Annotated in this window: 25 protein-coding genes; 5 read left to right on the plus strand and 20 right to left on the minus strand. The window is 73.9% G+C overall.

What is annotated here, in order from left to right:
- The first annotated feature begins 5 nt into the window (after positions 1-5).
- Positions 6-272 (plus strand): protealysin inhibitor emfourin, encoded by a 267-nt coding sequence (locus IH00_RS0105885; RefSeq protein ID WP_031070313.1) that lies wholly within the window; start codon positions 6-8, stop codon positions 270-272.
- Positions 273-366: 94 nt separating this feature from the next.
- On the opposite strand, the gene era is transcribed toward IH00_RS0105885, so the two are convergent.
- From era to IH00_RS0105910, 5 genes are all read right to left on the minus strand, one after another.
- Positions 367-1,317, minus strand: a complete 951-nt coding sequence (era, locus tag IH00_RS0105890; protein ID WP_107064406.1) for a GTPase Era — start codon at positions 1,315-1,317, stop codon at positions 367-369.
- Positions 1,295-2,281 (minus strand): WxL protein peptidoglycan domain-containing protein, encoded by a 987-nt coding sequence (locus IH00_RS0105895; RefSeq protein WP_031070317.1) that lies wholly within the window; start codon positions 2,279-2,281, stop codon positions 1,295-1,297. Before IH00_RS0105895 ends, era begins: the two co-directional genes overlap by 23 nt.
- Before the next feature lie 147 nt (positions 2,282-2,428).
- Positions 2,429-3,757, minus strand: coding sequence for a hypothetical protein (locus IH00_RS0105900; protein WP_031070318.1), 1,329 nt, complete (start codon positions 3,755-3,757; stop codon positions 2,429-2,431).
- Between the two features lie 189 nt (positions 3,758-3,946).
- Entirely contained in the window at positions 3,947-4,300 is a 354-nt protein-coding gene (locus tag IH00_RS0105905; RefSeq protein ID WP_031070320.1) for a hypothetical protein, read from the minus strand.
- Positions 4,297-5,232 (minus strand): helix-turn-helix transcriptional regulator, encoded by a 936-nt coding sequence (locus IH00_RS0105910; RefSeq protein ID WP_078887569.1) that lies wholly within the window; start codon positions 5,230-5,232, stop codon positions 4,297-4,299. The genes IH00_RS0105905 and IH00_RS0105910 overlap by 4 nt, the downstream gene beginning before the upstream one ends.
- Before the next feature lie 89 nt (positions 5,233-5,321).
- Between IH00_RS0105910 and IH00_RS0105915 the strand changes: the two genes are divergently transcribed.
- Positions 5,322-6,749, plus strand: coding sequence for an MFS transporter (locus tag IH00_RS0105915; RefSeq protein WP_031070324.1), 1,428 nt, complete (start codon positions 5,322-5,324; stop codon positions 6,747-6,749).
- Positions 6,750-6,762: 13 nt separating this feature from the next.
- Here IH00_RS0105915 and IH00_RS0105920 read toward each other — a convergent pair whose 3' ends face one another.
- From IH00_RS0105920 to IH00_RS0105940, 5 genes are all read right to left on the minus strand, one after another.
- Entirely contained in the window at positions 6,763-7,116 is a 354-nt protein-coding gene (locus IH00_RS0105920) for an MmcQ/YjbR family DNA-binding protein (protein ID WP_031070325.1), read from the minus strand.
- Entirely contained in the window at positions 7,113-8,393 is a 1,281-nt protein-coding gene (locus IH00_RS0105925) for a hemolysin family protein (protein ID WP_031070327.1), read from the minus strand. Before IH00_RS0105925 ends, IH00_RS0105920 begins: the two co-directional genes overlap by 4 nt.
- On the minus strand, positions 8,390-8,887 hold the full coding sequence (gene ybeY / locus IH00_RS0105930) for an rRNA maturation RNase YbeY (protein ID WP_031070328.1): 498 nt from the start codon (positions 8,885-8,887) through the stop codon (positions 8,390-8,392). The genes IH00_RS0105925 and ybeY overlap by 4 nt, the downstream gene beginning before the upstream one ends.
- 14 nt (positions 8,888-8,901) lie before the next feature.
- Entirely contained in the window at positions 8,902-9,903 is a 1,002-nt protein-coding gene (locus IH00_RS0105935) for a PhoH family protein (RefSeq protein WP_031070330.1), read from the minus strand.
- A 165-nt stretch (positions 9,904-10,068) separates the two neighbouring features.
- Positions 10,069-11,190, minus strand: coding sequence for a carbohydrate kinase family protein (locus tag IH00_RS0105940; RefSeq protein ID WP_031070332.1), 1,122 nt, complete (start codon positions 11,188-11,190; stop codon positions 10,069-10,071).
- A 277-nt stretch (positions 11,191-11,467) separates the two neighbouring features.
- Between IH00_RS0105940 and IH00_RS0105945 the strand changes: the two genes are divergently transcribed.
- Positions 11,468-12,829 (plus strand): MFS transporter, encoded by a 1,362-nt coding sequence (locus IH00_RS0105945; protein WP_031070334.1) that lies wholly within the window; start codon positions 11,468-11,470, stop codon positions 12,827-12,829.
- Here the strand turns inward: IH00_RS0105945 and IH00_RS0105950 are convergent.
- From IH00_RS0105950 to hrcA, 7 genes are all read right to left on the minus strand, one after another.
- On the minus strand, positions 12,754-13,788 hold the full coding sequence (locus IH00_RS0105950) for an adenosine deaminase (protein ID WP_031070336.1): 1,035 nt from the start codon (positions 13,786-13,788) through the stop codon (positions 12,754-12,756). The two genes, IH00_RS0105945 and IH00_RS0105950, sit on opposite strands and share 76 nt — an antisense overlap.
- A 33-nt stretch (positions 13,789-13,821) precedes the next feature.
- Positions 13,822-14,724, minus strand: a complete 903-nt coding sequence (locus tag IH00_RS0105955; protein ID WP_031070338.1) for a ribonuclease Z — start codon at positions 14,722-14,724, stop codon at positions 13,822-13,824.
- Between the two features lie 7 nt (positions 14,725-14,731).
- Complete coding sequence (locus tag IH00_RS0105960) at positions 14,732-15,091, minus strand: histidine triad nucleotide-binding protein (RefSeq protein ID WP_031070340.1); 360 nt, start codon at positions 15,089-15,091, stop codon at positions 14,732-14,734.
- A gap of 56 nt (positions 15,092-15,147) precedes the next feature.
- The gene (locus IH00_RS0105965; RefSeq protein ID WP_031070342.1) at positions 15,148-15,888 is read right to left on the minus strand and encodes a 16S rRNA (uracil(1498)-N(3))-methyltransferase; all 741 of its coding nucleotides are present in this window, start codon (positions 15,886-15,888) and stop codon (positions 15,148-15,150) included.
- Positions 15,885-16,958: a nitronate monooxygenase gene (locus IH00_RS0105970; protein ID WP_031070343.1), complete on the minus strand. Its 1,074-nt coding sequence runs from the start codon at positions 16,956-16,958 to the stop codon at positions 15,885-15,887. The genes IH00_RS0105965 and IH00_RS0105970 overlap by 4 nt, the downstream gene beginning before the upstream one ends.
- Positions 16,959-17,102: 144 nt before the next feature.
- Positions 17,103-18,239: a molecular chaperone DnaJ gene (gene dnaJ / locus IH00_RS0105975; RefSeq protein WP_031070345.1), complete on the minus strand. Its 1,137-nt coding sequence runs from the start codon at positions 18,237-18,239 to the stop codon at positions 17,103-17,105.
- Entirely contained in the window at positions 18,239-19,255 is a 1,017-nt protein-coding gene (hrcA, locus tag IH00_RS0105980) for a heat-inducible transcriptional repressor HrcA (RefSeq protein WP_031070348.1), read from the minus strand. Before hrcA ends, dnaJ begins: the two co-directional genes overlap by 1 nt.
- 165 nt (positions 19,256-19,420) lie before the next feature.
- On the opposite strand from hrcA, the gene IH00_RS0105985 reads away from it, so the two are divergent.
- Entirely contained in the window at positions 19,421-20,152 is a 732-nt protein-coding gene (locus IH00_RS0105985) for an MBL fold metallo-hydrolase (protein WP_031070350.1), read from the plus strand.
- A gap of 10 nt (positions 20,153-20,162) precedes the next feature.
- Entirely contained in the window at positions 20,163-20,978 is an 816-nt protein-coding gene (locus tag IH00_RS0105990) for a DUF3097 domain-containing protein (protein ID WP_031070352.1), read from the plus strand.
- 34 nt (positions 20,979-21,012) lie between these two features.
- Here IH00_RS0105990 and hemW read toward each other — a convergent pair whose 3' ends face one another.
- The 3 genes from hemW to IH00_RS0106005 all read right to left on the minus strand — a co-directional run bounded on the left by hemW (position 21,013) and on the right by IH00_RS0106005 (position 26,547).
- Positions 21,013-22,245 (minus strand): radical SAM family heme chaperone HemW, encoded by a 1,233-nt coding sequence (gene hemW / locus IH00_RS0105995; RefSeq protein ID WP_031070355.1) that lies wholly within the window; start codon positions 22,243-22,245, stop codon positions 21,013-21,015.
- 15 nt (positions 22,246-22,260) lie between these two features.
- Positions 22,261-24,474 (minus strand): SpoIIE family protein phosphatase, encoded by a 2,214-nt coding sequence (locus IH00_RS43835; RefSeq protein ID WP_420710858.1) that lies wholly within the window; start codon positions 24,472-24,474, stop codon positions 22,261-22,263.
- 183 nt (positions 24,475-24,657) lie between these two features.
- Positions 24,658-26,547, minus strand: a complete 1,890-nt coding sequence (locus IH00_RS0106005) for an AMP-dependent synthetase/ligase (RefSeq protein ID WP_031070358.1) — start codon at positions 26,545-26,547, stop codon at positions 24,658-24,660.
- Positions 26,548-26,912 lie beyond the last annotated feature (365 nt).

Genomic DNA, 26,912 nt, shown 5'->3' on the forward strand with positions numbered 1-26,912 from the left:
GGCCCATGCGGATTCGGGTGACGCGCACCGGCGGCTTCGCGGGCATCGAGCGGCGGGCCGAGGTGAACACCTCGGGCCGCCGCGACGCAGCGGAGTGGCACGCCCTGGCGGAGGCGGCGCTCGCCGCGGGCGGGGCCGCTCCCGCCGGCGGCGTGCCGGACGGCTTCCACTACACGATCACGGTCGACGGCCGCACGGTGCGCTGCGCGGACCCGTGCCTGTCGGAGGCGCAGCGGGAGCTGGTGAGCCGGGTGCTGCGGGAGGGCGCCTAGCGCCGGGCGGCCGCCAGGGGGTGTCTCGCCGATCCCACGGGCTCGCGGCGGCCGGCGCCGCTCACGGATCCGGCCCGACCGACGAGAACGCCCCCTAGAAGCCGAGCTTCCGCAGCTGCTTGGGGTCGCGCTGCCAGTCCTTGGCGACCTTCACGTGGAGGTCGAGGAAGACCGGCGTGCCCAGCAGGGCCTCGATGTGCTTGCGGGACTTGGTGCCGACCTCCTTCAGGCGGCTGCCCTTGGGGCCGATGATGATGCCCTTCTGGCTCGGGCGCTCGATGTAGAGGTTGGCGTGGATGTCCAGCAGCGGCTTGTCCGCCGGGCGGTCCTCGCGGGGCAGCATCTCCTCCACCACCACCGCGATCGAGTGCGGCAGCTCGTCCCGTACGCCTTCCAGCGCCGCCTCACGGATCAGCTCGGCCACCATGACCTGCTCGGGCTCGTCGGTCAGGTCGCCCTCGGGGTAGAGCGGCGGGGACTCGGGCAGCAGCGGGACCAGCAGGTCGGCGAGGAGCTGGACCTGCTTGTCGCCGACGGCCGACACGGGGACGATCTCGGCCCACTCGAAGCCGAGCTCCCGGCCGAGCCGGTCGATCGCGATGAGCTGCTCGGCGAGGGCCTTGGAGTCGACCAGGTCGGTCTTGGTGACGATGGCGACCTTCGGGGTCTTCTTGATGCCGGCGAGCTCCTTGGCGATGAACCGGTCGCCGGGGCCGATCTTCTGGTCGGCGGGCAGGCAGAAGCCGATCACGTCGACCTCGGCCCAGGTCGTGCGCACGACGTCGTTGAGCCGCTCGCCCAGGAGGGTGCGGGGCTTGTGCAGGCCGGGGGTGTCGACCAGGACGAGCTGCGCCTCCGGCCGGTGCACGATGCCGCGCACGGTGTGCCGGGTGGTCTGCGGACGGTTGGAGGTGATGGCCACCTTCTGCCCGACCAGAGCGTTCGTGAGGGTGGACTTGCCCGCGTTGGGACGGCCGACGAAGCAGGCGAAGCCGGCCCGGTGGGCGGTTTCGGTTTCAGGGTTACGAGCGCTCATGGGGGCCATTCTCCCCGATCGCCGGGCGTCGGACGTACCGCAGCCGGAGCAGCACCCCGGCGGCCGCCACGAGGACGGCGGCGACGAGCACGACGAGCCACGGCAGCACGAGGAATGATGCCCCGCCGGACGCGCGGACGTCCCGGGCGGTGGCGGTCACGGTGACCTCTCCCCGTTCCAGCCGGGGTGCGCCGGCCCAGCGGGCGCTGAGGCGGATCCGCTGCCGCGGCAGCAGCTCGGAGGGGACACCGCGCAGGTCACGGGTGAGGAGCGTCCGTCCGAAGAGGCCCTCGGCCCTGAGCGCGACCCGGGGGGAGAGGGTGACGTTGCCGGTGTTGTGCAGGGTGTACGAGATGAGAGCGGTGCTCTCGCCGGTGCCGGGGACCAGGGGCGCGTCCGCGGACCAGGTGACGTCCTCCACGGCCAGCGCGGGCACCGTCGGGCCGGTGACCCGCAGATGGATCCGGGCGCCGACGGCCCGCCGGACGCCCACCGCGGCGCCCCCGCGGGCGGTGGTGCGCTGCACGCGCTCGTCGAGCGCGACCAGGGCCCCGGCGTGGTCCCCGGGCTCGGCGTCGGGCGGGACGGTCAGGGTGTAGGGGACGGTGACCGTGCCGTGCGCGGGGACCGTGACCCGGTCCCGGTCGGGCACCGCCCAGGCGCCGACCCCGCGCCGGGGCTCGTCCGGGGCCCGTACGGCGAAACCGCCGTCCCGCTCGGTGTTGTACGCGTCGGCCGCGTACAACCGGAAGGTCAGCGGGGCGGCGGTCCTGTTGGCCAGGGTGACCCGGTCGGTCAGCGTGGCACCGGGGTCGGCGGACAGGTGGAAGTACGGCCGGGCGCCGAGTTGTGAGGCCTCGGGGTAGACGGCCCACTCGCCGTTCTCGGCGGCGCCGGCGGGAGCGGCCGGCAGCCCGAGGAGCGCCGCCAGGAGGATCGGGAGGGCCGGGAGGATCGCGGACAGCTTGCGCAGCACGGGTGCGGACTCCCCTTCTGTCGCGGTTGCCGTTGCGGGCCGGGACTCACGCGTCGTGCGGTCCGGGGCTCATGGCGCCGGCCCCCACGTCCACGCGGCTCACGTCACCGCGGCTCACGTCACCGCGGCTCACGTCACCGCGGCTCACGTCAGGGTGAGGGTGAGGACGCCCGCGTACGCGCCCGGGGCGGTGAACGGCGGGACGTCCAGCGTCAGCTTCGCGTCCACGGTGAACTCGCCACCGGTCAGCGCCGCGTCGGGGGCGGCGGCGAGCGTCGCGCCGGCCGTGCCGACCGGACCCGCGGAGCCGGGGGCGCAGGTGCTGGGGCTGCCCGGCCTGGTGGCGCAGGCGGGCGCCCAGCTGAGCTTCCCGGCGCCGATCGTGCCGCCGGGGCCGGTGAAGTCGGTGACCTTGCCGGTCAGCGACCAGCCGGCGGGTCCGCCGCGGAAGTCCTTCACGGTGACCGTCCGCAGGTCGCCGGTGGCCGCGCCGCCCTTGCCGAAGTCGACGGACGACAGCTGGACGGCGTCCCCGGCCTGCGTCATGGACAGGGTGCCGGCCGCGACCGCCGCGCCGATCCGCTGGCTGCCCGCCGGGAGCGGGGTGTCGTCGACGACGGTGTACGCCGCCGGGCCGGCGGCCTTGTCGGCGCTCCAGGCGTCGCCCTCGTACGCGACGATCCCGCTGGTCGCCTTGTCGGTGACCGTGAGGGAGGCGGTGAAGCGGCCGCTGCTGTCGGCCGTCACGGTCGTCCGGTCGGCGGTCTCCGCGGCGCCCGCGCGCCCGGCGACGGTGACGGTGGCGAGCGGGGTGAACCTGGTGCCCGTGACCGCGACCGGGGTGCCGGGCCTGCCGGAGGCGGTGGCGAGCGCGAGGGTCCGTTCGTTGGCTCCCGGTCGAGGGCTCGCGACGATGGTCTGCGACACGGGCGCGGGCGGGTTCGTGACCGTGCAGGGGGTGTCCAGCTCCATGATGTAGCTGGTGTGGATGTTGTAGTCGCCGGGCGAGAGCGTGATCGAGCCGGGCGCGGTGACCGTGAACGTACCGGTCATGGAGAAGGGCGGGAAGGCGCCCTTGCCCGGGACGGGCGGGTTCTTCTTCGGTCCGGTGACGGTGACCGCGCCGGACTGGGCACCGCCGAGGGCGACCTTGCCGGTGGGGGTCATGATGTCCGCCGGCAGCGCGAGATCGACGGGGTTGCCCGCGGCCGGCTTGGTGACCGTGTACGTGACGGTGACCGTGTCACCGACCCTGGGTGCCGCGTTGTCGACGGTGATCGCGGCGGTGGTCGGGCCGTCGATGGGCGGGATGCCGGCGATCGGCGGCGGTACGCAGTGGGTGGGGAAGTCGACCGCCCGCGCGGCGGTGACCTGCGCCGCGGCAGGGGTGGCGAGGCCGCCGGCGGTGAGTGCGAGAGCGGTGGCGCCGAGGAGCGCGAGGCCGCGGCGCCCTCTTCGCGGGGATGGTGCCATGGGGCCCTCCTGTGGGGACGAGAGGGCGCCATTGACGGCGGACGCGGAAGAGATGTCAATGCCGCGGCAACGCCTTGCCTGATGGCCCATCAGATTCTGTCAAGATCGGGCCTTTTCGCCGGCCGTACGGGCCGGGCGGCGCGCAGGGCCGCGCCCTCATCCCGCCCCGCGAGGCCGGCCATCCTGGTTTCAGCCGGCCGTCACGGTGGCGCGCAGCTCGCCGTCGGGACCGGCCACCAGCACCGGGGTGCCCGCCCCGCCGAGGTCGCGCACGGCGGCGCGGTCCTCGTCCGACGCGGTCGCGGCCTCGGTCACCACGGCCGCGGCCTCCAGCGACTTCGCGCCGCTGGCCACGGCCATCGCCACCGCGGTCTGCAACGCGCTGAGCCGGAGCGACTCCAGGGCGACGGTCCCTGCGACGTACGTGCGGCCGGTCTCGTCGCGCACCGCCGCGCCCTCGGGCACACCGTTGCGGGCGCGGGCGCTGCGCGCCAGCGTGATGATCTTGCGGTCCTCGGGGCCGAGGTCGGTGCTCTGTGTCATGACCCGAGCATAAGTCGGCGTCCGCCGCCGGTGCCGCCGGGCCCGGGCGCGTCGGCGCCGGGGGCGGTGAGGTCCCCCGCGACCGGATGCAGCGCTTCCCGCCGGCCCTCCGGGCTCGCCAGCCGCTCCAGTTTCGCCGCCGTGTCGCCCTCCGGCAGCGGGGTGTGCAGCACGATCACCAGGTCCGGCCGCGCCGGAACGCGCAGCTGCGTCGCCTCCAGGTGCAGGGTGCCGACCAGCGGGTGCGCCAGCTCCTTGCGGTTCTGGCCGCCGGGTGCGATGTCGCGGCGCTCCCACAGCTCGGCGAACTCGGCGCTGGCCGCCCTGGCCTCCTCCACGACCGCGCGGAAGCCCTCGTCGCCGGGGTGTTCCGAGCACGCGGCGCGGTACTGGGCGACGATCTGCGGGGCCACTTGCTCCCAACTGGTGGCGCGGGCCCGGTAGACGGGGTCGGTGAAGAAGGCGATCAGGCAGTTCTGGGAGATCTCGGGGCGCATGCCGAGGACGAGGGACGCGGAGTCGTTGTACATCACCGCGTTCCAGTGGACGTCCATGATGTGCGCCGGGTAGGGCATCCAGGCGTCGATCAGCCGCCGCAGCCCGTCGCACATGTCGCGGGCCGACGGATCGGGCCGCGGCTGGGGCGGGTTGAGCCCCGCCAGGACGTACAGGTGGCGGCGCTCGGCCTCGCTGAGCCGCAGCACCCGGGCGACGGAGTCCAGGACCTGCGGCGAGACCGTGATGTCGCGACCCTGCTCCAGCCACTGGTACCAGGAGACGCCGACACCCGCGAGCACGGCCACCTCCTCGCGCCGGAGCCCGGGCGTACGGCGCCGGACGCCGCCGTCGGGCAGGCCCACGTCGGCCGGCGTGACGCGGGCGCGGCGGCTCCTGAGGAACTGGCTCAGTTCGGCCAGCCGGTGGTCCTTCATGCCATGGCCCTCTCCCCCTGCCTGGTGGTGCGGCCAACAGGATAAGTCCCCGCTCCCCACCACCGGTTGGGCGAGCGGAGGGTGGGGCCATGGCTATGGACACCGACACCGACACCGGCACCCGCACCCACTCCCCCACCCCTCCCGGCTCCGCGTCCGCCGTGCCACGGCTGGACGGCCGGGCGCGACTCGTCCTGTTCGTCCTGTGCGCCGCCCAGTTCATGGTGGCGCTGGACTTCTCCATCCTGAACGTGGCGCTGCCCGTGCTGGGCGCGGACCTGGGGCTGAGCCGGTCCGCGTTGCAGTGGGCGGTGACGGCGTTCGCGCTGCCGTCGGGCGGCTTCCTGCTGCTGTTCGGGCGGATCGCCGACCTGTACGGCCGCAAGCGGCTGTTCCTCGCGGGGCTGTCCCTCTTCGGGGCGGCGTCGCTGCTGGCGACGTTCGCCTGGGACCCGGCGTCCTTCCTGACCGCGCGGGCGCTGCAGGGCCTGGGTGCGGCGGCGATCGTACCGGCCGGCATGTCGCTGCTGACGACGACCTTCCCCGAAGGGCCGCTGCGCGACCGGGCGCTGGGCATCAGCGGGACCCTGATGTCGCTGGGGTTCACCGTCGGCATGGTGCTGGGCGGGGTGATGACCGACACCCTGGGCTGGCGCTCCACGATGGGCCTGCTGGCGGTGTTCTCGCTGATCGTCCTGCCGCTGGCGCCGGGACTGCTGCCGGAGTCGCGCACGCCGGACCGGCCGCGTCTGGACGTGCCGGGCGCGGTGACCGTCACCGGCGGCCTGCTGGCACTGATCTACGCCCTGTCGACGGCCGCCGAGCACGGATTCGGCGGTACGGACGTTCGGGTGACGCTGGTCGCCGGGGTGGTGCTGCTGGTGGCGTTCGCGGTGGTCGAGTCGCGACACGCCGCTCCGCTGGTGTCGCTGCCGATGCTGCGGCGGCGGACGGTGGCCTTCGGCAACCTGGGCGGCCTGGTGACCTTCTCGATGATGAGCGCGGTGATCTTCGTCCTGACGCTGTACCTCCAGGAGGTCCTCCGGCTGTCGGCGTTCCTGACCGGCCTGGTCTTCGGTGTGCAGGGCGTGCTGTCGGCGGTCGCCGGCTCGCTGGCCCCCCGGCTGATCGGCCGCCTCGGCGCCCGGCGCACCCTCGTCCTCTCGCTCCTGGGACAGGGCGCCTTCGTGGCGCTGCTGCTGGGCCTGGGCCGGGAGTCCGGTGCGCTGCTGGCGACGGTCGCCGTCTCGCTGGCGAGCGTCTGCCACCTGGGCGCGATCATCTCGTACGGCCTCACGGCCACCTCCGGCGTTCCCGACGAGGAGCAGGGCCTGGCCACCGGTCTGGTGACCACGACGCAGCAGGTGGCCCTCACGATCGGCATCCCCGTCCTGGCGGTCGTGGCCACCGCCCGCGCGGACCTCTTCGCGGGCATCCGCACGGTCCTCGCCCTGGACGCGGCGATCGTCCTGGCCGCGGCGGCCCTGCTGGCGGTGGGACTGCGCAAGCGGGGGTGAGGGCCTTGTCCGGCTACGGCCGGTCCAGGCGCAGCCGGACGGCCCGGGGCAGGCCCGCGACCACGAGGTCGTAGGAGTCCTCGATGAGCTCCCGGACCATCCGGTCCGGGAGCCCGGTCACCGTGACCGTGTTCCAGTGGCGCTTGTTCATGTGGTAGCCCGGCACGATCGCCGGGTGCTCCGCGCGGAGCCGCACCGCGATCTCCGGGTCGCACTTGAGGTTGACCTTCAGCGGGCGGGCCTCCAGGGAGGCGAGGGCGAACATCTTGCCCGCGACCTTGAAGACCGAGGTGTCCGGGCCGAAGGGGAAGTCCTCGGACGCGTCGTTGAAGGCGAGGCAGAAGGCCCGCAGCTGCGCCGGTGTCATGCCGCCCTGTCCTCCGGTTCCGCGAGCACCGTGACGATCTTGTTGCGGCGGCCCGCCGGGGACTCGGCCGTCAGGCGCAGCGTCCGGCCGTCCGGCAGGTCCACCACGGCGGAGGCCCCGGCGATGGGCACCCGGCCGAGGGCCTTGGCCAGGAGGCCGCCGACGGTCTCGACGTCCTCGTCGTCGTACGCGTCGAGGCCGAAGAGCTCGCCGAGGTCGCCGATGTCGAGGCGGGCGGTGACCCGGTAGCGGCCGTCGCCCAGCTCCTGCACCGGGGGCAGCTCGCGGTCGTACTCGTCGGTGATCTCCCCGACGATCTCCTCGAGGATGTCCTCGATGGTGACGATTCCCGCCGTGCCGCCGTACTCGTCGATGACCACCGCGCAGTGGTTGCGCTCCTTCTGCATCTCGCGCAGCAGGTCGCCCGCGTTCTTGGTGTCGGGGACGAAGGAGGCGGGCCGCATGACCGTGGAGACCAGGTCGTTCTCGGCGTCGCGGTTGATGTGGGTGCGGCGGACCAGGTCCTTCAGGTAGACGATGCCGACGACGTCGTCCTCGTTGTCGCCGGTCACGGGGATGCGGGAGAAGCCGGAGCGCAGCGCCAGCGTCAGGGCCTGCCGGACGGTCTTGTACCGCTCGATGGAGACGAGGTCCGTGCGCGGGACCATCACCTCGCGGACGAGCGTGTCGCCGAGCTCGAAGACGGAGTGGACCATGCGCCGCTCGTCGTCCTCGATCAGGGACTCCTGCTCGGCGAGGTCGACCATGGCGCGCAACTCGGCCTCGGAGGCGAAGGGGCCCTTGCGGAAACCCTTGCCGGGTGTGAGGGCGTTGCCGATGAGGATCAGCAGCTGCGGTACCGGGCCCATCACACGGGCCAGCGGCAGCAGGGCGTAGGCGGCGGCGGTCGCGGTGTTCAGCGGGTGCTGGCGACCGATGGTGCGCGGGGAGACGCCGACGGCGACGTACGACACGAGCACCATCACGCCTATCGCGACCAGCAGCGCGGACCAGGTCGCGGCGAACTCGTTCAGGCAGACGTACGTGACGAGGACGCCGGCCGCCGTCTCGCACGCGACCCGCACCAGCAGGGCCACGTTGAGGTACCGGACCGGGTCGGAGGCGACCTGGGCGAGCCGGGCGGCGCCGCGCCGCCCGGCCCGTACCGCCTCGGCGGCGCGGAAGCTGGACACCCGGGCGATGCCCGCCTCCGCGCACGCCGCCAGCCAGGCGATCACGACCAGCGCGACCGCGCCGAGGAGCAGTTGGGCGGTCATGAGACGGTCGGCGCCGGGGAGGGGCCGGTCAGGCCCTTCTCCGCCCGCCAGCCGTCGACGATCGCCGCCTGGAGCCCGAACATCTCGGCCTTCTCGTCGGGCTCCTCGTGGTCGTACCCGAGCAGGTGCAGCACGCCGTGGACGGTGAGCAGCTGGAGCTCCTCGTCCATGGAGTGCTGCGTCGGTGCTTCCTGGCCCTGCTTGGTGGCGACCTCGGGGCAGAGCACGATGTCACCCAGGAGGCCCTGCGGCGGCTCCTCGTCGTCCTTCGCCGGCGGACGCAGCTCGTCCATCGGGAAGGACATGACATCCGTCGGGCCCGGCAGGTCCATCCACTGGATGTGCAGCTGCTCCATCGCCTCGGCGTCCACCAGGATCACCGAGAGCTCGGAGAGGGGGTGGATGCGCATCCGCCCGAGCGCGTAGCGGGCGACGTCGAGGATCGCCTGCTCGTCGACCTCGGTACCGGACTCGTTGTTGACGTCGATCGACATGGTGCTCGTGCGCTCTACTTCCCGTTTCGGTTGTCGTACTTCTCGTACGCGTCGACGATACGGCCGACCAGCTTGTGCCGTACGACGTCGTGCGACGTGAGCATCGAGAAGTGGACGTCGTCGACGCCGTCCAGGATCTCCCGGACCTGCCGCAGACCGCTCTTGGTGCCGCCGGGCAGGTCGACCTGGGTGATGTCACCCGTGATGACGATCTTGGAGTCGAACCCGAGCCGGGTGAGGAACATCTTCATCTGCTCGGGGTTCGTGTTCTGGGCCTCGTCGAGGATGATGAACGCGTCGTTGAGCGTCCGGCCGCGCATGTACGCCAGCGGCGCGACCTCGATCGTGCCCGCCGCCATCAGCCGCGGGATCGAGTCGGGGTCGAGCATGTCGTGCAGGGCGTCGTACAGCGGCCGCAGGTACGGGTCGATCTTCTCGTAGAGCGTGCCGGGCAGGAAGCCGAGCCGCTCGCCCGCCTCGACGGCCGGCCGGGTCAGGATGATCCGGGTGACCTGCTTGGACTGGAGGGCCTGGACCGCCTTCGCCATGGCGAGGTACGTCTTGCCGGTACCGGCCGGGCCGATGCCGAAGACCACGGTGTGCTTGTCGATCGCGTCGACGTACCGCTTCTGGTTGAGGGTCTTGGGGCGGATGGTCCGGCCGCGGCTGGAGAGGATGTTCTGGGTGAGGACTTCCGACGGCGTCTCCACGCCCCGTCCCCCCGTCTCCTCCTTGAGCATGGCGATGGAGCGTTCCACTGCGTCCTCCGTCATCGGCTGCCCGGTGCGGAGCACCAGCATCATCTCGTCGAACAGGCGCTGGATCAGGGCGACTTCCGCCGCGTCCCCGACCGCGCTGATCTGGTTGCCCCGGACATGGATGTCGGCGGCCGGGAACGCCTTCTCGATCACGCGCAGCAACGCGTCACCCGAGCCGAGCACGGTCACCATGGGGTGCTTGGCGGGTACGGTGAAATGGGCCCGTACCTGATCCTGGTCTGTGGGTGTGTGAGTCATGGGCCGGCTCTGTGGCCTGCACATACCTCCTGTTGCAAGGTTCTCGCCGATCGAGACCTCTGGACTGTCCAGCGTACGTCGTGCCACTGACAGCACCGAAGGCTTTTCCGGGTCCCGCTCCGCGGGGGTGCCCCGCGGCGCGGGTCCCGGGCACCGCGCCGGGCCTCACGCCGGGCGGCGGAACCCGATGGTCGGCACGGCCCTCCGCAGTGGCCAGGGCCGGATCGGCGCGGGCAGCAGCGACTCCAGGAACGCGTACCGGCGCAGCGCCGCCGGGTCCTGGTCGGTGCATTCCTGGACGTACTCCCACCAGGCCGCGACCTCCACCCACCCGGGGGCGGACAGCGACCCGCCGAACTCCTGCACCGACAGCGCGGCGGTCAGCCCGGCGAAGGCGAGCCGGTCGGCGAGCGGCCAGCCGGCGAGCGTGCCGGTGACGAACCCGGCCACGAAGACGTCGCCGGCGCCGGTCGGGTCGAGCGCCGCCACCTCGATGGCCGGGACCTCGGCGGTCTCGCCGGTGCGGGAGTCCACGGCGTACGCGCCCTCCGCGCCGAGCGTGACGACCGCGAGCGGCACCTTCTCGGCGAGCGCCCGGGCCGCGGCGCGCGGGCAGGTGGTGCCGGTGTAGCGCATCGCCTCCTCGGCGTTGGGCAGGAACGCCTCGCAGTGCTCGAGGTCGGCGAGGGCCGTGAGGTCCCAGCGGCCGGTGTCGTCCCAGCCGACGTCGGCGAAGATCCGGGTGGAGCGGCGGGCGGCCCCCGCGACCCACGGCTCCCGGCGGCCCGGCACGAGGGAGGCGACCGCGGCCCGCGCGGGGGGCGGGTACTCCGGGAGCTCCCCGACGGCGGTCCCCGGTGCCTCGTGGCCGTGGGAGACCATGGTCCGTTCGCCCTCGTACGCCATGGAGACGGTGACCGGGGAGTGCCAGCCGGGCACGGTCCGCGACCGGGACAGGTCGATGCCCTCGCCCTGCTCCAGGGCGTCCCGGCAGTAGTCGCCGTAGTGATCGTCACCGAAGGCGGCGGCAAGGTGGGTGCGCAGGCCGAGGCGGGCCAGGGCGGTGGCCATGTTGGCGACGCCCCCGGGGCTGGAGCCCATGCCGCGGGCCCAGGTCTCGGTGCCGCGGACGGGGGCGGAGTCCAGGCCGGTGAAGATGATGTCGAGGAAGACCGTGCCGGTGAGGAAGACGTCGCACTCCGGGTCGCCGGGGCCGCGCAGGGCGGCCAAGGGGTCGACGCCCGCGGTGTGTTGCCGAAGCTGCTGCTCTCCCCTGGGTGTGGTCACGGCGGGCTCCCCGGTCGCGGTTCCGATCTGGCCAGTGTGCCCGATTCCGGCCGTCCGCGACGGCGGGCGACGCACCGGAAATCCAGCTGCTTACCCGGCCTTCTCCGGCGCGAAACACTTTGTGACTCGGATCACATGACCTCGGCTTCTCCCGCGCCGCACGGCCTTGATACAAATTGGCCCGCGTTCCCGCGCGGCCATCGGCGTGCGACATCGGGCGCCCCTCCCCTCTTCCGCTCTTTTCCCGTCCGCCGGGAATCAGTTCGCTGGAACGCCCATGCCCTCGCGCCCGCGCGCCCCGTGGCCGCTCGTCGCCCTCTTCACCGCCGGCTACCTCGCCGCGTACCTCCTCCCGACCCTGGTCGGCAGCCTCTCCACCGGGCTCGGCCTCGCTCCCGCCCGGGCCGGACTGGTCGGCTCGGCCCTGCTGCTGAGCTCCGCCACCGCCGGCTTCACGCTCGCGGCCCGCGTGGAGCGGTACGGGCAGCGGCGGCTCGCCCGCCTCGGTCTGGCACTGGCCGTCGCCGGCTACGGCTGCGCCGCGCTCACCGCGTACGCCCCGCCGGTCGTGGCCGGCGCCGTCGTCGGGGGCTTCGGCTCCGGTACGGCGACGGCGGTCGCGGCGGCCGGGTTCGCGGGCCGCCGCGACCCGCACCGCGCCTCGACGCTGGGGCTGCTGTCGGTGTCCGCGACCGCGGGCGCGCTGTACCTGACGCTGCCGCACCTGGGCGGCGGGCACGCGCTGCCGTTCGCCTCGATCGCGCTGGTCGCGGCGGCGGTGTGGCCCGCCACGGCACGGCTGGAGACCGGGCACGACACCGGCGGGGCGCGGGAGGCGGGCGCACCGCTGCCGCGCCTGCGCTCCGGCGTGGTCCTGGCGGGCGCGATGGTGTGCTGGTCCCTGGCGCAGAACGCCCTGTGGGGCGTGAGCGGCCGCATCGGGCTCGACCAGGCGGGCCTGAGCGAGGTGACGGTCGGCGCGGTCTTCGCGGCCGCGCTCGGGGCGGGGCTCCTCGGCGTCCTCGGCGCCGGCGCGCTCGGCGCCCGGCTCGGCCGGGCGGTGCCGATCGGCGCCGGCACGGTCGTGATCGCCGGCTGCATCGCCCTGAGCTCCGCTGCCGAGGGCCTCGCGTCGTTCGCCACCGGCGAGATCCTCTGGAACACCTGCTACCCGGTGGTCCTGTCGTACGTGATCGGCCTCGCCGCCTCGCTGGACCCGCGGGGCCGCTGGGCGGTCCTCGTCGGCTCGGCGTCCTCGCTGGGCGTGGCGTGCGGGCCGGTGACCGGCAGCGTGCTGTCGGAGCGGGCGGGCTACCCCGGCATGGGCCTGGTGCTCGCCGCGCTCCTGCTGCTGCTCGCCGTCCCGATGACCGCGGTCGCCCTGCACACCTCGGGCCGGCCGCTGGTCCCGGGCGCGATCCGCCGCCGCGGCGGCGCCCCGGCGGCGGTGGTGGCGGCCGCCGCCGCGCCGGCCGCCGCGCTGGCCCCGCAGATGGGCGCCCCGGAGCAGCCGGTCGCGCAGATCCCGGTCGCGTCCGCCCCGGCGGCCGCGGCGCGGAATTCCTACGGCCTGGCGGAGTCCACCGCGTCGACCGAGTCGGAGGAGCCGAAGTCGTACGCCTCCACCTCGGCGAGGTAGCGCGCCCTGCGCTCCTCGTCGTCGTCCAGGAAGGACGCCAGGAAGGAGTTGCGGGCCAGCTCCCGCAACTGCTCCGGAGCCAGGCCCAGGGCCTCGTGGACCGCGTGGAAGGTGTCCCCGACGTAGCCGCCGAAGTAGGCGGGGTCGTCGGAGTTGACCGTCACCAGCAGCCCGGCCTCCAGCATGGACCGCAGTGGGTGGTCCTCCAGGAGGTCGATCGCGCGCAGCCGCACGTTCGACAGCGGGCACAGCGTCAGCGGCACCCGGTCCCGTACGAGCCGGGCCACCAGCTCCGGGTCCTCGACCGCCCGCAGGCCGTGGTCGATCCGCTCCACGCCGAGGACGTCCAGCGCCTCGCGGATGTACGCGGGCGGGCCCTCCTCCCCGGCGTGGGCGACCTTGCGCAGGCCGAGCGCCGCGGCAGCCTCGTACACCTCGGCGAACTTCGACGGCGGGTGGCCGACCTCCGCGGAATCCAGGCCGACGCCCGTGATCCGGTTCAGGTACGGCTTCGCCGCCTCCAGCGTCTCCCTCGCCGACTCGGCCGGCAGGTCGCGCAGGAAGCACATGATCAGCCGGGTGGAGATCCCGTGCCGCTCCTCGCTGTGGTCCAGCGCCCTGGCCAGCCCCTCCACCACGGTGCCGAAGGCGATGCCGCGGCCGGTGTGCGCCTGCGGGTCGAAGAAGATCTCGGCGTGCCGCACCCCCTGCGCGGCGGCGCGCGCCAGGTACGCGTCGGCGAGCTCGGCGAAGTCGTCCGCCGTGCGCAGCACGGTCATCAGGCCGTAGTACAGGTCCAGGAAGGACTGCAGATCGCTGAAGAGGTACGCCTTGCGCAGCTCCTCGGTGTCCGCCCAGGGCAGCTGGACGCGGTTGCGGGCGGCGAGCGCGAAGGCCAGCTCGGGTTCGAGGGTGCCTTCGATGTGGAGGTGCAGTTCGGCTTTGGGAAGCGGTGCCATGGGGAGTGCCTCGGTGCTTTCCAGCGCTGGTGCCTAGCGCTTGGGGAGGGGGACCCGGACGAGGTCGTGGGCGACGGTCAGCTCGCCGTCGAAGCCGGCCGCCCGGGCCTGCTGCTCGAAGGCGCCGGGGTCGCTGTAGCGCTGCGAGAAATGCGTGAGGACCAGGTGCCGCACGCCCGCCCCGCGCGCCACCGCCGCCGCCTGCCCGGCCGTCAGGTGACCGTGCTCCACGGCCAGTGTCTCGTCCTCGTCGAGGAACGTCGACTCGATGACGAGCAGGTCGCAGCCCTCGGCGAGCGCGTGGACGGCGTCGCACATCCGGGTGTCCATGACGAACGCGAACCGCTGCCCGCGCCGGAGCTCGCTGACGTCCTCCAGTCGTACGCCGTCGAGCTCGCCCTCCCGCTGGAGGCGGCCCACGTCCGGGCCCTGGATGCCGCGGGCGGCGAGCTTCCCGGGCAGCATGCGGCGCCCGTCGGGCTCGGTCAGCCGGTAGCCGAAGGACTCGACGGGGTGCGACAGCCGGCGGGCCTCCAGCGTGTACCCGGGGGTCGTGGCGAGCACGCCGTCGCCGGCGACCGGCGCCTCGGCGAGCTGCACCGTCTCGCGGTAGGCCGTGGCGTACCGCAGCCGGTCGAAGAAGCGCTGCCCGCTCGCCGGGTAGTGGGCGGTGACGGGGTGCGGGACCCGGTCGAGGTTGATGCGCTGGATGACCCCGGCGAGGCCGAGGGAGTGGTCACCGTGGAAGTGGGTGACGCAGATCCGGTTGATGTCGTGCGCGGCGACCCCGGCCCGCAGCATCTGCCGCTGGGTGCCCTCGCCCGGGTCGAAGAGGATGCCCTCCCCGTCCCAGCGCAGCAGGTAGCCGTTGTGGTTGCGGTGGCGTGTGGGCACCTGACTGGCGGTGCCCAGCACGACGAACTCCCGTACGGACATCCGTGCCCTACCCGGGGGGCCAGTTGAGGCCGCGGCCGCCCAGGACGTGCGCGTGCGCGTGCCAGACGGTCTGCCCGGCTCCGGTACCGGTGTTGAAGACGATGCGGTAGCCGGCGCCGTCGGTCTTCTCCTGCGCGGCGACCTCGCCGGCCTCGCGCAGCACGTCGGCGGCGATCTCCGGCGCGGCCGCGGCGAGCGAGGCGGCGTCGGGGTGGTGCGCCTTGGGGATCACCAGCACGTGCGTGGGTGCCTGCGGGTTGATGTCGCGGAAGGCGACGGTGGTCTCGGACTCACGCACGATCGTGGCCGGGACCTCTCCCGACACGATCTTGCAGAACAGGCAGTCGCTCCGCGGCTCTCCGGCCATGCTCCGGCCCCTTCCCGAATCGGATCATCACTGTGGGGGCAGCTTATCCGTGACGATCACGCCCAGCGGCCGGTCCGCCCCAGCAGCAGGGCCGTGGCGGCCGTGCCGGCGGTGGAGGTGCGCAGCACGCTGCGGCCCAGCCGGTACGGCCTGGCGCCCGCCTCCGCGAAGGCCGCCAGCTCCTCGGGCGACACGCCGCCCTCGGGGCCCACGACGAGCACGATCCCGCCGGTGGAGGGCAGGTCGGCGGTGGCCAGCGGCTCGGCGCCCTCCTCGTGCAGGACCGCCGCGAAGTCCGCCGCCGCCAGCAGACCGGCGACCTGCTTCGTCGACGCGGCCTCCGCCACCTCCGGGAACCGCAGGCGGCGCGACTGCTTGCCCGCCTCGCGGGCAGTGGCGCGCCACTTGGCGAGCGCCTTCAGGCCGCGCTCGCCCTTCCACTGCGTGATGCAGCGGGACGCCGCCCACGGCACGATCGCGTCGACGCCGGTCTCGGTCATCGTCTCCACGGCGAGCTCGCCGCGGTCGCCCTTGGGCAGCGCCTGGACGACGGTGATGCGGGGGCCCGGCTCCGGCTCGGTGCGCACCTCGCGCACGGCCACCTCCAGCCGGTCCTTGCCCTCGACGGCGGCGACGGTGCCGTACGCGCCGGTGCCGGCGCCGTCCGTCAGGACGATCTCCTCGCCGACGCGCAGCCGGCGCACGGACACGGCGTGCCGTCCCTCGGCCCCGTCGAGCGTGACGGTCCCGCCCGTCGCGGCCCGGAGCCGCTCGACCACGAACACGGGCGCGGTCATGACGCCTCCCGCAGCGCGAGTTCGGCCGCCGCGGCCTGCAGCTCGGCCTGGAGCACCTCGACCAGCCGACCGGCGGGCAGCTCGCGGGCCAGCCGGTGGCCCTGGCCCGCCCACAGCGCCATGCCCTGCGGGTCGCCGGCGGCCGCGGCGGCCTTGCGCAGGCCGCTGGTGAGGTGGTGCACCTCGGGGTAGGCGGCGGGGGCGTACGGGCCGTGCTCGCGCATGAACCGGTTGACGAGCCCGCGCGCGGGCCGGCCCGAGAAGGCGCGGGTGAGCTCGGTGCGGGTGAACAGCGGGTCCGTCATGGCCTGCTTGTGCAGCAGGTGCGCGCCCGACTCGGGACAGACCAGGAACGCCGTGCCGAGCTGTGCGGCCGCCGCGCCCGCCGCGAGGGCGGCGGCGATCTGGCTGCCGCGCATCAGCCCGCCGGCGGCGACCATCGGTATCCGCACGGCCTCGCGGACCTGCGCCAGCAGCGCCAGCAGACCGGTCCCCGACCCGTCGCCCTCCGGGTCGTCGCGATGCGTCCCCTGGTGCCCGCCGGCCTCGACGCCCTGGACGCAGACGGCGTCCGCGCCCGCGTACTGCGCCGCCTGCGCCTCCTCCGGCGAGGTGACGGTCACCACGGTGAACGTGCCGGCGCGCGCGAAGGCGTCGAGCGTCTCGCGGGCGGGGCACCCGAAGGTGAACGACACGACCGGTACCGGGTCGTCGAGGAGGATCGCCAGCTTGGCCTCGTACCCGTCGTCCCGCCCGGCGTCGGGGTCGCCGAGCGGCGTGTCGTACCAGCTCGCCTCGCCGGCGAGCTGGTGCCGGTAGACGTCGACGGCGGCCGCGTCGGCCTGTCCGGGCTGCGGCATGAACAGGTTGACACCGAAGGGCTGCGAGGTCAGCCCGCGGAGCTGTTTGACCTCCTGGTACATGCCGTCGGCCGTCTTGTACCCGGCGGCCAGGAAACCGAGCCCGCCGGCCTCGGACACGGCGGCGACGAGCCGGGGACAGGAGGCGCCGCCCGCCATGGGGGCCTGCACGATCGGGTACCGGCAGAGATCGGTCAGTGCGGAGGACATGCAGGCATGGTGTCACGCCCCTGCTCCCCCGCCGAACCCTCCCGCCCGTACGGCGGCGGAGGCGGCGCGGTACGGCTGAGGGGGCGGGGCACCCCGCCCCCTCAGCCGTACCGGCGCCCGGGGACCGCAGCCCCCGGCCACGGCCTACCGGCCGTTGAACGCGTCCTTCAGGCGCGAGAACAGGCCCTGCTGACCCGGCTGGAACTGCCCGGTCGGGCGCTCCTCGCCGCGCAGCTTCGCCAGCTCCCGCAGCAGCCGCTCCTGCTCCGGGTCCATCTTCGTGGGCGTCTGGACCTCGACGTGCACGATGAGGTCACCGCGCCCGCCGCCCCGCAGGTGCGTGACACCGCGCCCGTGCAGCGGGATGGACTGCCCCGACTGGGTACCGGGCCGGATGTCGACCTCGTCGACGCCGTCGAGCGTCTCCAGCGGCACCTTGGTGCCGAGCGCGCCCGCCGTCATCGGGATCGTCACCGTGCAGTGCAGGTCGTCGCCGCGCCGCTGGAAGACCGGATGCGGGACCTCGTGGATCTCGACGTACAGGTCGCCCGCCGGTCCGCCGCCGGGGCCGACCTCGCCCTCACCCGCGAGCTGGATACGGGTGCCGTTGTCCACGCCGGCCGGGATCTTGACCGTGAGCGTACGGCGGGACCGCACGCGGCCGTCGCCGGCGCACTCCGGGCACGGCGTCGGGACGACGGTGCCGAAGCCCTGGCACTGCGGGCAGGGCCGGGACGTCATGACCTGGCCCAGGAAGGACCGGGTCACCTGCGAGACCTCACCGCGGCCCCGGCACATGTCGCACGTCTGCGCGGACGTACCGGGCGCGGCGCCCTCGCCCGAGCAGGTCGTGCAGACGACGGCCGTGTCGACCTGGATGTCCTTGGTCGTGCCGAAGGTGGCCTCGTTGAGCTCGATGTCCAGCCGGATCATCGCGTCCTGGCCGCGCCGGGTCCGCGAGCGGGGCCCCCGCTGGGACGCCGTGCCGAAGAAGGCGTCCATGATGTCGGAGAAGTTGCCGAAGCCGCCCGCCCCGAAGCCGCCGGCGCCGGCACCGCCGGACGCGGACAGCGGGTCGCCGCCGAGGTCGTAGACCTGCTTCTTCTGCGGGTCCGACAACACCTCGTACGCGGCGTTGATCTCCTTGAACCGCTCTTGCGTCTTCGGATCGGGATTGACGTCCGGGTGCAGCTCGCGGGCGAGCCGCCGGAACGCCTTCTTGATCTCGTCCTGGGACGCGTCGCGGCGTACGCCGAGCACGGCGTAATAGTCCGTGGCCACTACGACTCCGCCAGGATCTGTCCGACGTAACGTGCCACTGCGCGTACCGCTCCCATCGTTCCGGGGTAGTCCATGCGGGTCGGTCCGACCACGCCGAGTTTGGCGACTGCCTCGTCGCCCGAACCGTAGCCGACCGCGACGACGGACGTGGAGTTGAGCCCCTCGTGGGCGTTCTCGTGCCCGATGCGTACGGTCATCGCCGAGTCCTTGGCCTCGCCGAGCAGCTTCAGGAGCACCACCTGCTCCTCGAGCGCCTCCAGCACCGGCCGGATCGTCAGCGGGAAGTCGTGCACGAAGCGGGTGAGATTGGCGGTGCCGCCGATCATCAGCCGCTCCTCCGTCTCCTCCACCAGCGTCTCCAGCAGCGTGGCCAGCACCGTGGAGACGGTCCCGCGGTCCTCCGCCTCGAAGGACTCGGGAAGGTCCTGCACCAGCTGCGGCACGTCGGTGAAGCGACGCCCGACGACACGGCTGTTGAGCCGCGCCCGCAGGTCGGCCACCGACTGCTCGCCGAACGGCGCCGGGCAGTCGACCATGCGCTGCTCGACACGGCCCGTGTCCGTGATCAGGACCAGCATCAGCCGGGCCGGGGCCAGCGACAGCAGTTCGACGTGCCGCACGGTCGAGCGGGTCAGGGACGGGTACTGGACGATCGCGACCTGCCGGGTCAGCTGCGCCAGCAGCCGCACCGTACGGCCGACGACGTCGTCCAGGTCCACCGCGCCGTCCAGGAAGTTCTGGATCGCCCGCCGCTCCGGCGACGACAGGGGCTTGACCCCGGCCAGCCGGTCCACGAAGAGCCGGTAGCCCTTGTCGGTGGGGATGCGGCCCGCGCTGGTGTGGGGCTGGGCGATGAAGCCCTCCTCCTCCAGCGCCGCCATGTCGTTGCGCACGGTGGCCGGCGAGACGCCGAGGTTGTGGCGCTCGGTCAGCGCCTTGGAGCCGACGGGCTCCTCGGTGCCGACGTAGTCCTGGACGATCGCGCGCAGCACCTCGAGTCTGCGTTCGCTGAGCATCGCGCGCACCTCCAGCTAGCTCCGGTTACTCGGCGTTCATTGGCACTCACCAGGTCCGAGTGCCAGGTATCACCCGGCAAGTGTACGGCGCCGGGGTACGCCCCTAGCAAGGGCGGCGGTCACGCTACCGCGCGGCGGACCGCCCGGTGCGGATAGCGTCGCGGTATGGACGACGGCTCGATCGCGTGGGAGAGGTTCGGCTGGGAGCGGCTCGCCGAGGGGGTCGGCAGGCGCCGGCTGCCCGTGTGGGACGCGACCACGGCCCTGGTGGCCGGTGCGGAGGGGGTGCTGCTGTTCGACACGGGCGCCACCCTCCGTGAGGGCGCCGAGATCCGGGCGCAGGCGCAGGCGATGCTGGGCGGGCGAAGGGTGACGCATATCGCACTGAGCCACCCCCACTTCGACCACGTGCTGGGCACGGCGGCGTTCGCGGGCGCGGAGGTCTTCGGCGCGGTCGGTGTCGACGCGCTGATCGTCCGTGAGCGGGACGCACTGCGCACGGACGCGATCCGGCACGGGGTCGCGGAGCAGGAGGCCGTCGAGGCGGTGGACGTGCTGGTCGCGCCGCACCACCTGGTGAGCGGGGAGTGGACGCTGGACCTGGGCGGGCGCCAGGTGCTGCTGGCCAACGTGGGGCCCGGCCACAGCGGCCACGACCTGGCGGTGCTGGTGCCCGGCTCCCCGGAGGTGGTGCTCTGCGGCGACCTGGTGGAGGAGTCCGGCGACCCGCAGGCCGGGCCCGACGCGATCCCGTCGTGCTGGCCGGCCGCGCTGGACCGGCTCCTGTCGCTGGGCGGCGAGGACGCGGTGTACGTGCCGGGGCACGGCGCGGTGGTCGACGCCGCCTTCGTACGCGCCCAACGGGATGAGCTGGCCCGGCGGTTCGGGGTGTCGTAGCGTCTGCGGAATGCGCCGTTACGACCCTGATCTGACGCCCTCGTGGAAGCGGCCGGCCCCCGTGCCGGAGGTGGCCGCCGAGCCGGACCTCGTGGTCGAGGAGGTGGCCACCGGCTTCTGCGGGGCGGTGATCCGCTGCGAGGCGGGCACGGTGACCCTGGAGGACCGGTTCGGCAAGCACCGGGTGTTCCCGCTGACGCCCCGCGGTTTCCTGCTGGAGGGCCGTGCGGTCACCCTGGTCCGCCCCTCGACGGCGCCCTCCCGCCCCTCGCGCACCGCTTCCGGCTCGATCGCCGTACCGGGGGCGCGCGCCCGCGTCGCCCGGGCGGGACGCATCTACGTGGAGGGGCGGCACGACGCGGAGCTCGTCGAGCGCGTGTGGGGAGACGACCTGCGCATCGAAGGCGTGGTCGTCGAGTACCTGGAGGGCGTGGACGACCTGCCCGCGATCGTCCGGGACTTCGGGCCGGGCCCGGACGCCCGCCTCGGGGTCCTGGTGGACCACCTGGTCCCGGGATCCAAGGAGTCCCGGATCGCCGCGGCCGTCACGGACGCCCACACCCTCGTAGTGGGCCACCCGTACATCGACATCTGGGAGGCGGTGAAGCCCGCGGCCGTCGGCATCCCGGCCTGGCCCCGGGTGCCCCGTGGCCAGGACTGGAAGGCGGGCGTCTGCCGCGCCCTCGGCTGGCCCGACAACACGGGCGCGGCCTGGCAGCACATCCTGTCGAAGGTCCACGGCTGGAAGGACCTGGAGCCGGAGCTGCTGGGCAGGGTGGAGGAGCTGATCGACTTCGTGACGGCCGGTGACCCGGGGCCGGTGTGACCCCGCTCCCGGGCCGGGGGCGGGGCCCGGCGGGTCAGTCCACCAGGTCGCGGACCACCGCGTCCGCGAGGAGCCGGCCGCGCAGGGTGAGGACGGCGCGTCCCGCCTCGTACGGGCCGGGCTCCAGGAGCCCGTCGGCCAGCGCGCGGCGCGACGCCGCGAGCCCCGCGGGGGCGAGGATGCCGAGGGGGCACCCCTCCCGCAGCCGCAGCTCCAGCAGGACCCGCTCGACGCGGCGGTCCTCCGCGGAGAGCAGCTCCCGGCCCGCTCCCGGTGAGCGGCCCTCCGCCAGCGCGGCGGCGTACGCGCCCGGGTGCTTGACGTTCCACCACCGCACACCGCCCACGTGACTGTGGGCTCCCGGTCCCGCGCCCCACCAGTCGGCGCCCCGCCAGTACAGCTCGTTGTGGAGGCAGCGCCCGGCCGGTGTCGTGGCCCAGTTCGACACCTCGTACCACGCGAAGCCGGCCCGCGACAGCACGTCCTCCGCGATGAGGTACCGGTCCGCGTGGACGTCGTCGTCCGTCATCGGCACCTCGCCGCGCCGGATGCGCCGCGCGAGCTGTGTGCCCTCCTCCACGATCAGCGCGTACGCGCTCACGTGGTCGGGCCCCGCGCCGATCGCCGCGTCGAGCGAGGCCCGCCAGTCGTCGTCGCTCTCCCCCGGCGTGCCGTAGATCAGGTCGAGGTTGACGTGCGCGAAGCCCGCCGCCCGCGCCTCCGCGACGCACGCCTCGGGCCGCCCGGGCGTGTGCGTGCGGTCCAGCACCTTCAGGACGTGCTGCCGGGCGCTCTGCATGCCGAAGGAGATGCGGTTGAAGCCGCCCTCGCGCAGCTCCGCCAGATAGGCCGGGCCGACGGACTCCGGGTTCGCCTCCGTCGTGATCTCGGCGTCCTCCGCGAGCCCGAACTCGTCGCGGACCGCCCCCAGCATGCGGACGAGGTCGCCGGCGGGGAGCAGCGTCGGCGTGCCGCCCCCGACGAACACCGTGCGGACCGGCCGCGGGTCGTCGCCCAGCACCTTGCGCGCCAGGCGGATCTCGTCGATGAGCGTGGCGGCGTAGTTGTCGCGGGAGGCGAGCACGCCGCCGGTGCCGCGCAGCTCGGTGGCGGTGTACGTGTTGAAGTCGCAGTAGCCGCAGCGGGTCGCGCAGTACGGCACGTGCAGATAGAACCCGAGCGGCCGCTCACCGGCCCCGAGCAGCGCGGACGCGGGGAGCGCGCCGTCCTCGGGCATGGGCTCGCCATCGGGCAGTACGGAAGGCATACCGCCCATTGTCCGTCACGCCGGGCGTTCCCGTGCCTGGAGCACCAGCAGGGCGAGGTCGTCCGCCACCGGCCCCTCGCCGAAGGCGTGCACGGCCTGCCGGATCCGGTCGGCGACGCCCTGGGCGGTCAGCCCGGTGCAGCCCGCGAGGACCTGGGCCAGGCCGTCCTCGTCGTCGAACATCCGGCCCGCCCGCGAGCGCCGCTCGGTGACGCCATCGGTGACGCACAGCAGGGTGTCGCCGGGGGCGAGGTGGAAGGTGTGGCTCTCGTACGCGACGTCGTCCACGACCCCGAGGAGCACCTGCGGCACCGCGACCGGGGTGACCGACCCGTCGGGGCGCAGGAGCAGCGGGAGGGGGTGCCCGGCGCAGGCGAGGGTGCAGCGGGCTCCGCCGCCCTCCTCCGGCGGCAGCGGGGTGAGCTCGCCGTACAGGAGGGACAGGAAGCGCGGCTGGGTGAGGTGCGTGCTCGGCGGCTGCGGGTCGGGGCCGCCGGCGGCCGCGACGACCAGGGCGGCGGCCTCGGCGGCCTCGGTGGCGTCGTCCAGGAGGAGCCGGTTGAGCCGGTCGAGGACCTCGCCGACCCGGTGGCCCTCGCGGGCGAGGAGCCTCAGCCAGGGCCGGGCGAGTCCGGTGACGACGGCTGCCTCGGGGCCGCTGCCCTGGACGTCACCGAGCATGAAGCACCACCGCCCGGGCCGCCCGCCGCCGCCCTGGACGGCCGTGACGGGCCCCACGGCGCTCCCGGCGGTCGCGGGGGCGGGGCGCGCGTCGGTGCGGAGGCCGGAGTCCGTGGCGCCCGGGCGCGCGTCGGCGCGAGGCCCGGAGTTGCCGGCGCCGGGGCGCGCGTCGGTGCCCGGGCGCGGGTCCGGGAGCGCGCCGAGGCCGACGCCCGTCCCCGTGCCGAAGCCCGTGCCGGCGGCCGGCGCGGCCGCCTGGAAGACGTCGTAGAAGTCGCCGCCCGCGAGCCCGTCGTCGCTCGGTTCGTACACCACGCAACTGGCCACGCCCGGGATCTGCGCCATCTGGCTGGGCAGCAGCCCCCGCTGGAGCACCCGGCTGATGGTGGCCTGGCGCGTGTACCGGCGGGCCGCGCCGATCGCCAGCGCCACACGGCGTGCGAAGTCCTCGACGAGCGCGGTGACCGCGTCCGGGACGCGTTCCGTGCCGCGCCGCCCGAGCATCAGCGTGCCGAGTCCGCGTCCGCCCACGACCAGCCGGCAGGCCAGCGCCGTACCACCGCCGTCGGCATCGCCGTCGCCGTCGGCGCCGGGCCACCGGACGGGCACGGGTCCGCCGAGCCCGGCGTCGGGGGCGGGCGGCGGCTCCTTGTGGAGTGCGGCGCGCAGCGGCTCGATGGCGGACTCGTCGGCGTGCCAGACGCGGGCGAGACGGGGTGCGGCCACGGGCCCCTCTCCGCCGTCGCCCTCCAGCCAGAAGGCGCACCAGTCGGCCAGCCGCGGCACCAGGAGCTGCCCGGCGAGCGCGGCGACGAGGTCCTCGTCCAGTTGTCCGGCGAGGAGGTCGGACGCCTCGGCGAGGAACGTCAGCGCGCCGCTGCCGGCCCACTCCTGGTCGTCGCGCACGGGGCGGCGCGGTGCGGGCGCGAGGATCTCGGCGGCGCGCAGGCCGCGCTGGATGGCGGGCTCGGTGCCGGGCACGGGGCAGGTGTCCCAGCCGTCGAGGGGCAGCCGCGCCCAGACGGTCTTGAGGCCGGGGCGATAGGTGATGCCCCAGCATTCGGCGAGCGCGGCGACGAGCTGGAGGCCGCGGCCGTACTCCTCGGGGCCGCCGCCGTCATCGGCCGCGGGGTGCTCGCTGCGGACGGTACGGGTGGGGTGGTGGTCGGAGACCTCCAGGACCAGGGCGGCGGGCTGATCGGCGTCGGGCTCCTCCAGGCGGAGGAGGAGCTCGACGGTGGTGCCCGCGTGGACCACGGCGTTCGTGACCAGTTCGGCGACGACGAGGACGGCGTCGTCGGCGACCCGCTCGGTGATCGCGGCGGCGGCGGGCAGGGCGAGCCCGGTCCAGTCGGCGAGGGCCGCCCGGACGAAACGGCGGGCGGCGGCCGGGGCCAGCGGGTTGCCCGGCAGGCTGGTGCGCGCGACGGAATGGTTCGGCGGCGGCTGGTGGGGCGGCAGGTGATGGCGGTGGGCGGGCGGCAGCTCGGTGATGTCGTACGGCGCCGGCTGCGGCCGCTCCGCCCGCTGTGTTGGAAAGGACCCCACGTGCGCTCCTCGTCGGCTCCCGGTCTGGACACCGACAGAGTGACAGATCGAGCTCGCCCATAAGCACCGAGTCATCGAAGTAGGCGGGCGAAGGACACGAAAGGACACGAAAAGCGGGCGCGGCCGTCGTCGGCCCGCGCCCGCTTTCCGTGTCGTGTCCGGCCCCGCTCGGGGCGCCGGCCGTCAGCCTTCCCTGACCCCCTCGTACATCTCCTCGATGAGGTTCTTGTACTCCCGCTCCACGACGGGCCGCTTCAGCTTGAGGCTGGGGGTGAGCTCGCCGTGCTCGATGTCGAGGTCGCGCGGCAGCAGGCGGAACTTCTTGATGGTCTGCCAGCGCTGGAGCCCCTCGTTGAGGCGGTCCACGTAGCCCTGGACGAGCCGGCCGACCTCCGGGGTCGCCACGACCTCGGCGTACGGCTTGCCGCCCAGGCCGTGCTCCTCGGCCCAGCCGAGGATGGCGGCCTCGTCGAGGGCGATGAGCGCCGTGCAGTAGTTCCGGTCGGCACCGTGGACGAGGATGTTCGAGACGTAGGGGCAGACCGCCTTGAACTGGCCCTCGACCTCGGCGGGGGCGATGTACTTGCCGCCGGACGTCTTGATGAGGTCCTTCTTGCGGTCGGTGATGCGCAGGTAGCCGTCGACGGACAGCTCGCCGATGTCGCCGGTGTGGAACCAGCCGTCGGACTCCAGTACTTCGGCGGTCTTCTCCGGCAGCCCGTGGTAGCCCTCCATGATGCCGGGGCCGCGCAGCAGGATCTCGCCGTCGTCGGCGATGCGGACCTCGGTGCCGGGCAGCGGCTTGCCGACGGTGCCGGTGCGGTAGGCCTCGCCCGGGTTGACGAAGCTGGCGGCGCTGGTCTCCGTGAGGCCGTACCCCTCCAGGATGTGGATGCCGGCGCCGGAGAAGAAGTAGCCGATGTCGGGCGCGAGTGCGGCCGAACCGGAGATGGCGGCGCGCAGCCGGCCGCCGAACGCCTCGCGGAGCTTGGCGTAGACGAGCACGTCGGCGACCTTGTGTTTGGTGGTGAGGCCGAAGGGGGCACTCGCGGTACCGGTGCGGCGGAAGTTGTCCTGGGTGACCTTGGCGTATTCGCGGGAGACCTCGGCCGCCCACTTGAAGATCTTGTACTTGGCGCCGCCGCCGGCCCTCGCCTTGGCGGCGACCCCGTTGTAGACCTTCTCGAAGATGCGCGGCACGGCGGCCATGTAGGTCGGCTGGACGACCGGCAGGTTCTCGATGATCTTGTCGACGCGGCCGTCGACGGCGGTGACGTGCCCCACTTCGATCTGGCCGGAGGTCAGCACCTTGCCGAAGACGTGCGCGAGCGGCAGCCACAGGTACTGCACGTCGTCCGCGGTGATCAGGCCGGTCGCGGCGATGGCCTTGGCCATGTAGGACCAGTTGTCGTGCGGCAGCCGCACGCCCTTGGGGCGGCCCGTGGTGCCGGAGGTGTAGATGAGGGTGGCGAGCTGCTCCTTGGCGATCGCCCCGACCCGCTCCTTGACGGCCTCCGGGTGCTTGTCCAGGTAGTTCCGGCCGCGCTCCTCCAGGTCGGTGAGGGAGAGGACCCAGCCGTCGGGGTCCGCCCCGTCCGCCTCCACCCCGCTCGGGTCGATGACGACGACGTGGGCGAGGTGCGGCAGGTCGGTGCGCTTCTCGCGCGCCTTGGCGAGCTGGCCGGCGTCCTCGGCGATCAGGACGCGGCTGGCGGAGTCGGCGAGGATGTACGCGGACTCGTCGGCGTTCGTCTGCGGGTAGACGGTCGTGGTCGCGGCGCCGGCGCACATGACGCCGAGGTCGCTGAGGATCCATTCGACGCGGGTGGCGGAGGCGAGCGCGACGCGCTCCTCCGGCTGCACGCCGAGGTCGATCAGGCCGGCGGCGATGGCGTAGACGCGGTCGGCGGCCTGCTGCCAGCTGAGCGACTTCCAGTCGTCGGGGCCCTGGCCGGACGCCGCGGGCACCGGGTAGCGGTAGGCCTCTGCGTCCGGGGTTTTCGCTACCCGCTCAAGGAAGAGGGACGCCACGGAGGGCGGTCGGTTCTCGATCAGGTTCTGGGTGTCGCTCACGGCGTCCTCCGGGCGGCTTGCGGCAGGGCTGCACGACGGGATGATTGTTTAACTGGCGAGTAACCCTCGGGCGGCATCAGGTTAGAGCGCCGTCGTCCGCCATGTAAGGGGCTACGGCCCGGCGGTTCATACCCGCTTCATAACGACTGTGCGCTTCCTGTGCGGTGCGCGGGGCCCGCCCGGAGGCCGCACGGAGCCGCACGGACGCGCAAAAGCGCCCGTCCGTGAACGAACGGGCGCTTCGGCGTCGTGCGCCGGGGCCGGTGCGGGCCGGGCGCCGGCGTGCCGCTGGGGGCGGCGCCCGGCTGTGTGCCCATGCGCCGTCCGCCGCGGGTGAGGGCGGGTGCCGGCGTGCCGTGGGGCGG

This window comes from Streptomyces sp. NRRL S-118, assembly GCF_000716335.1.
GTDB lineage: Bacteria > Actinomycetota > Actinomycetes > Streptomycetales > Streptomycetaceae > Streptomyces.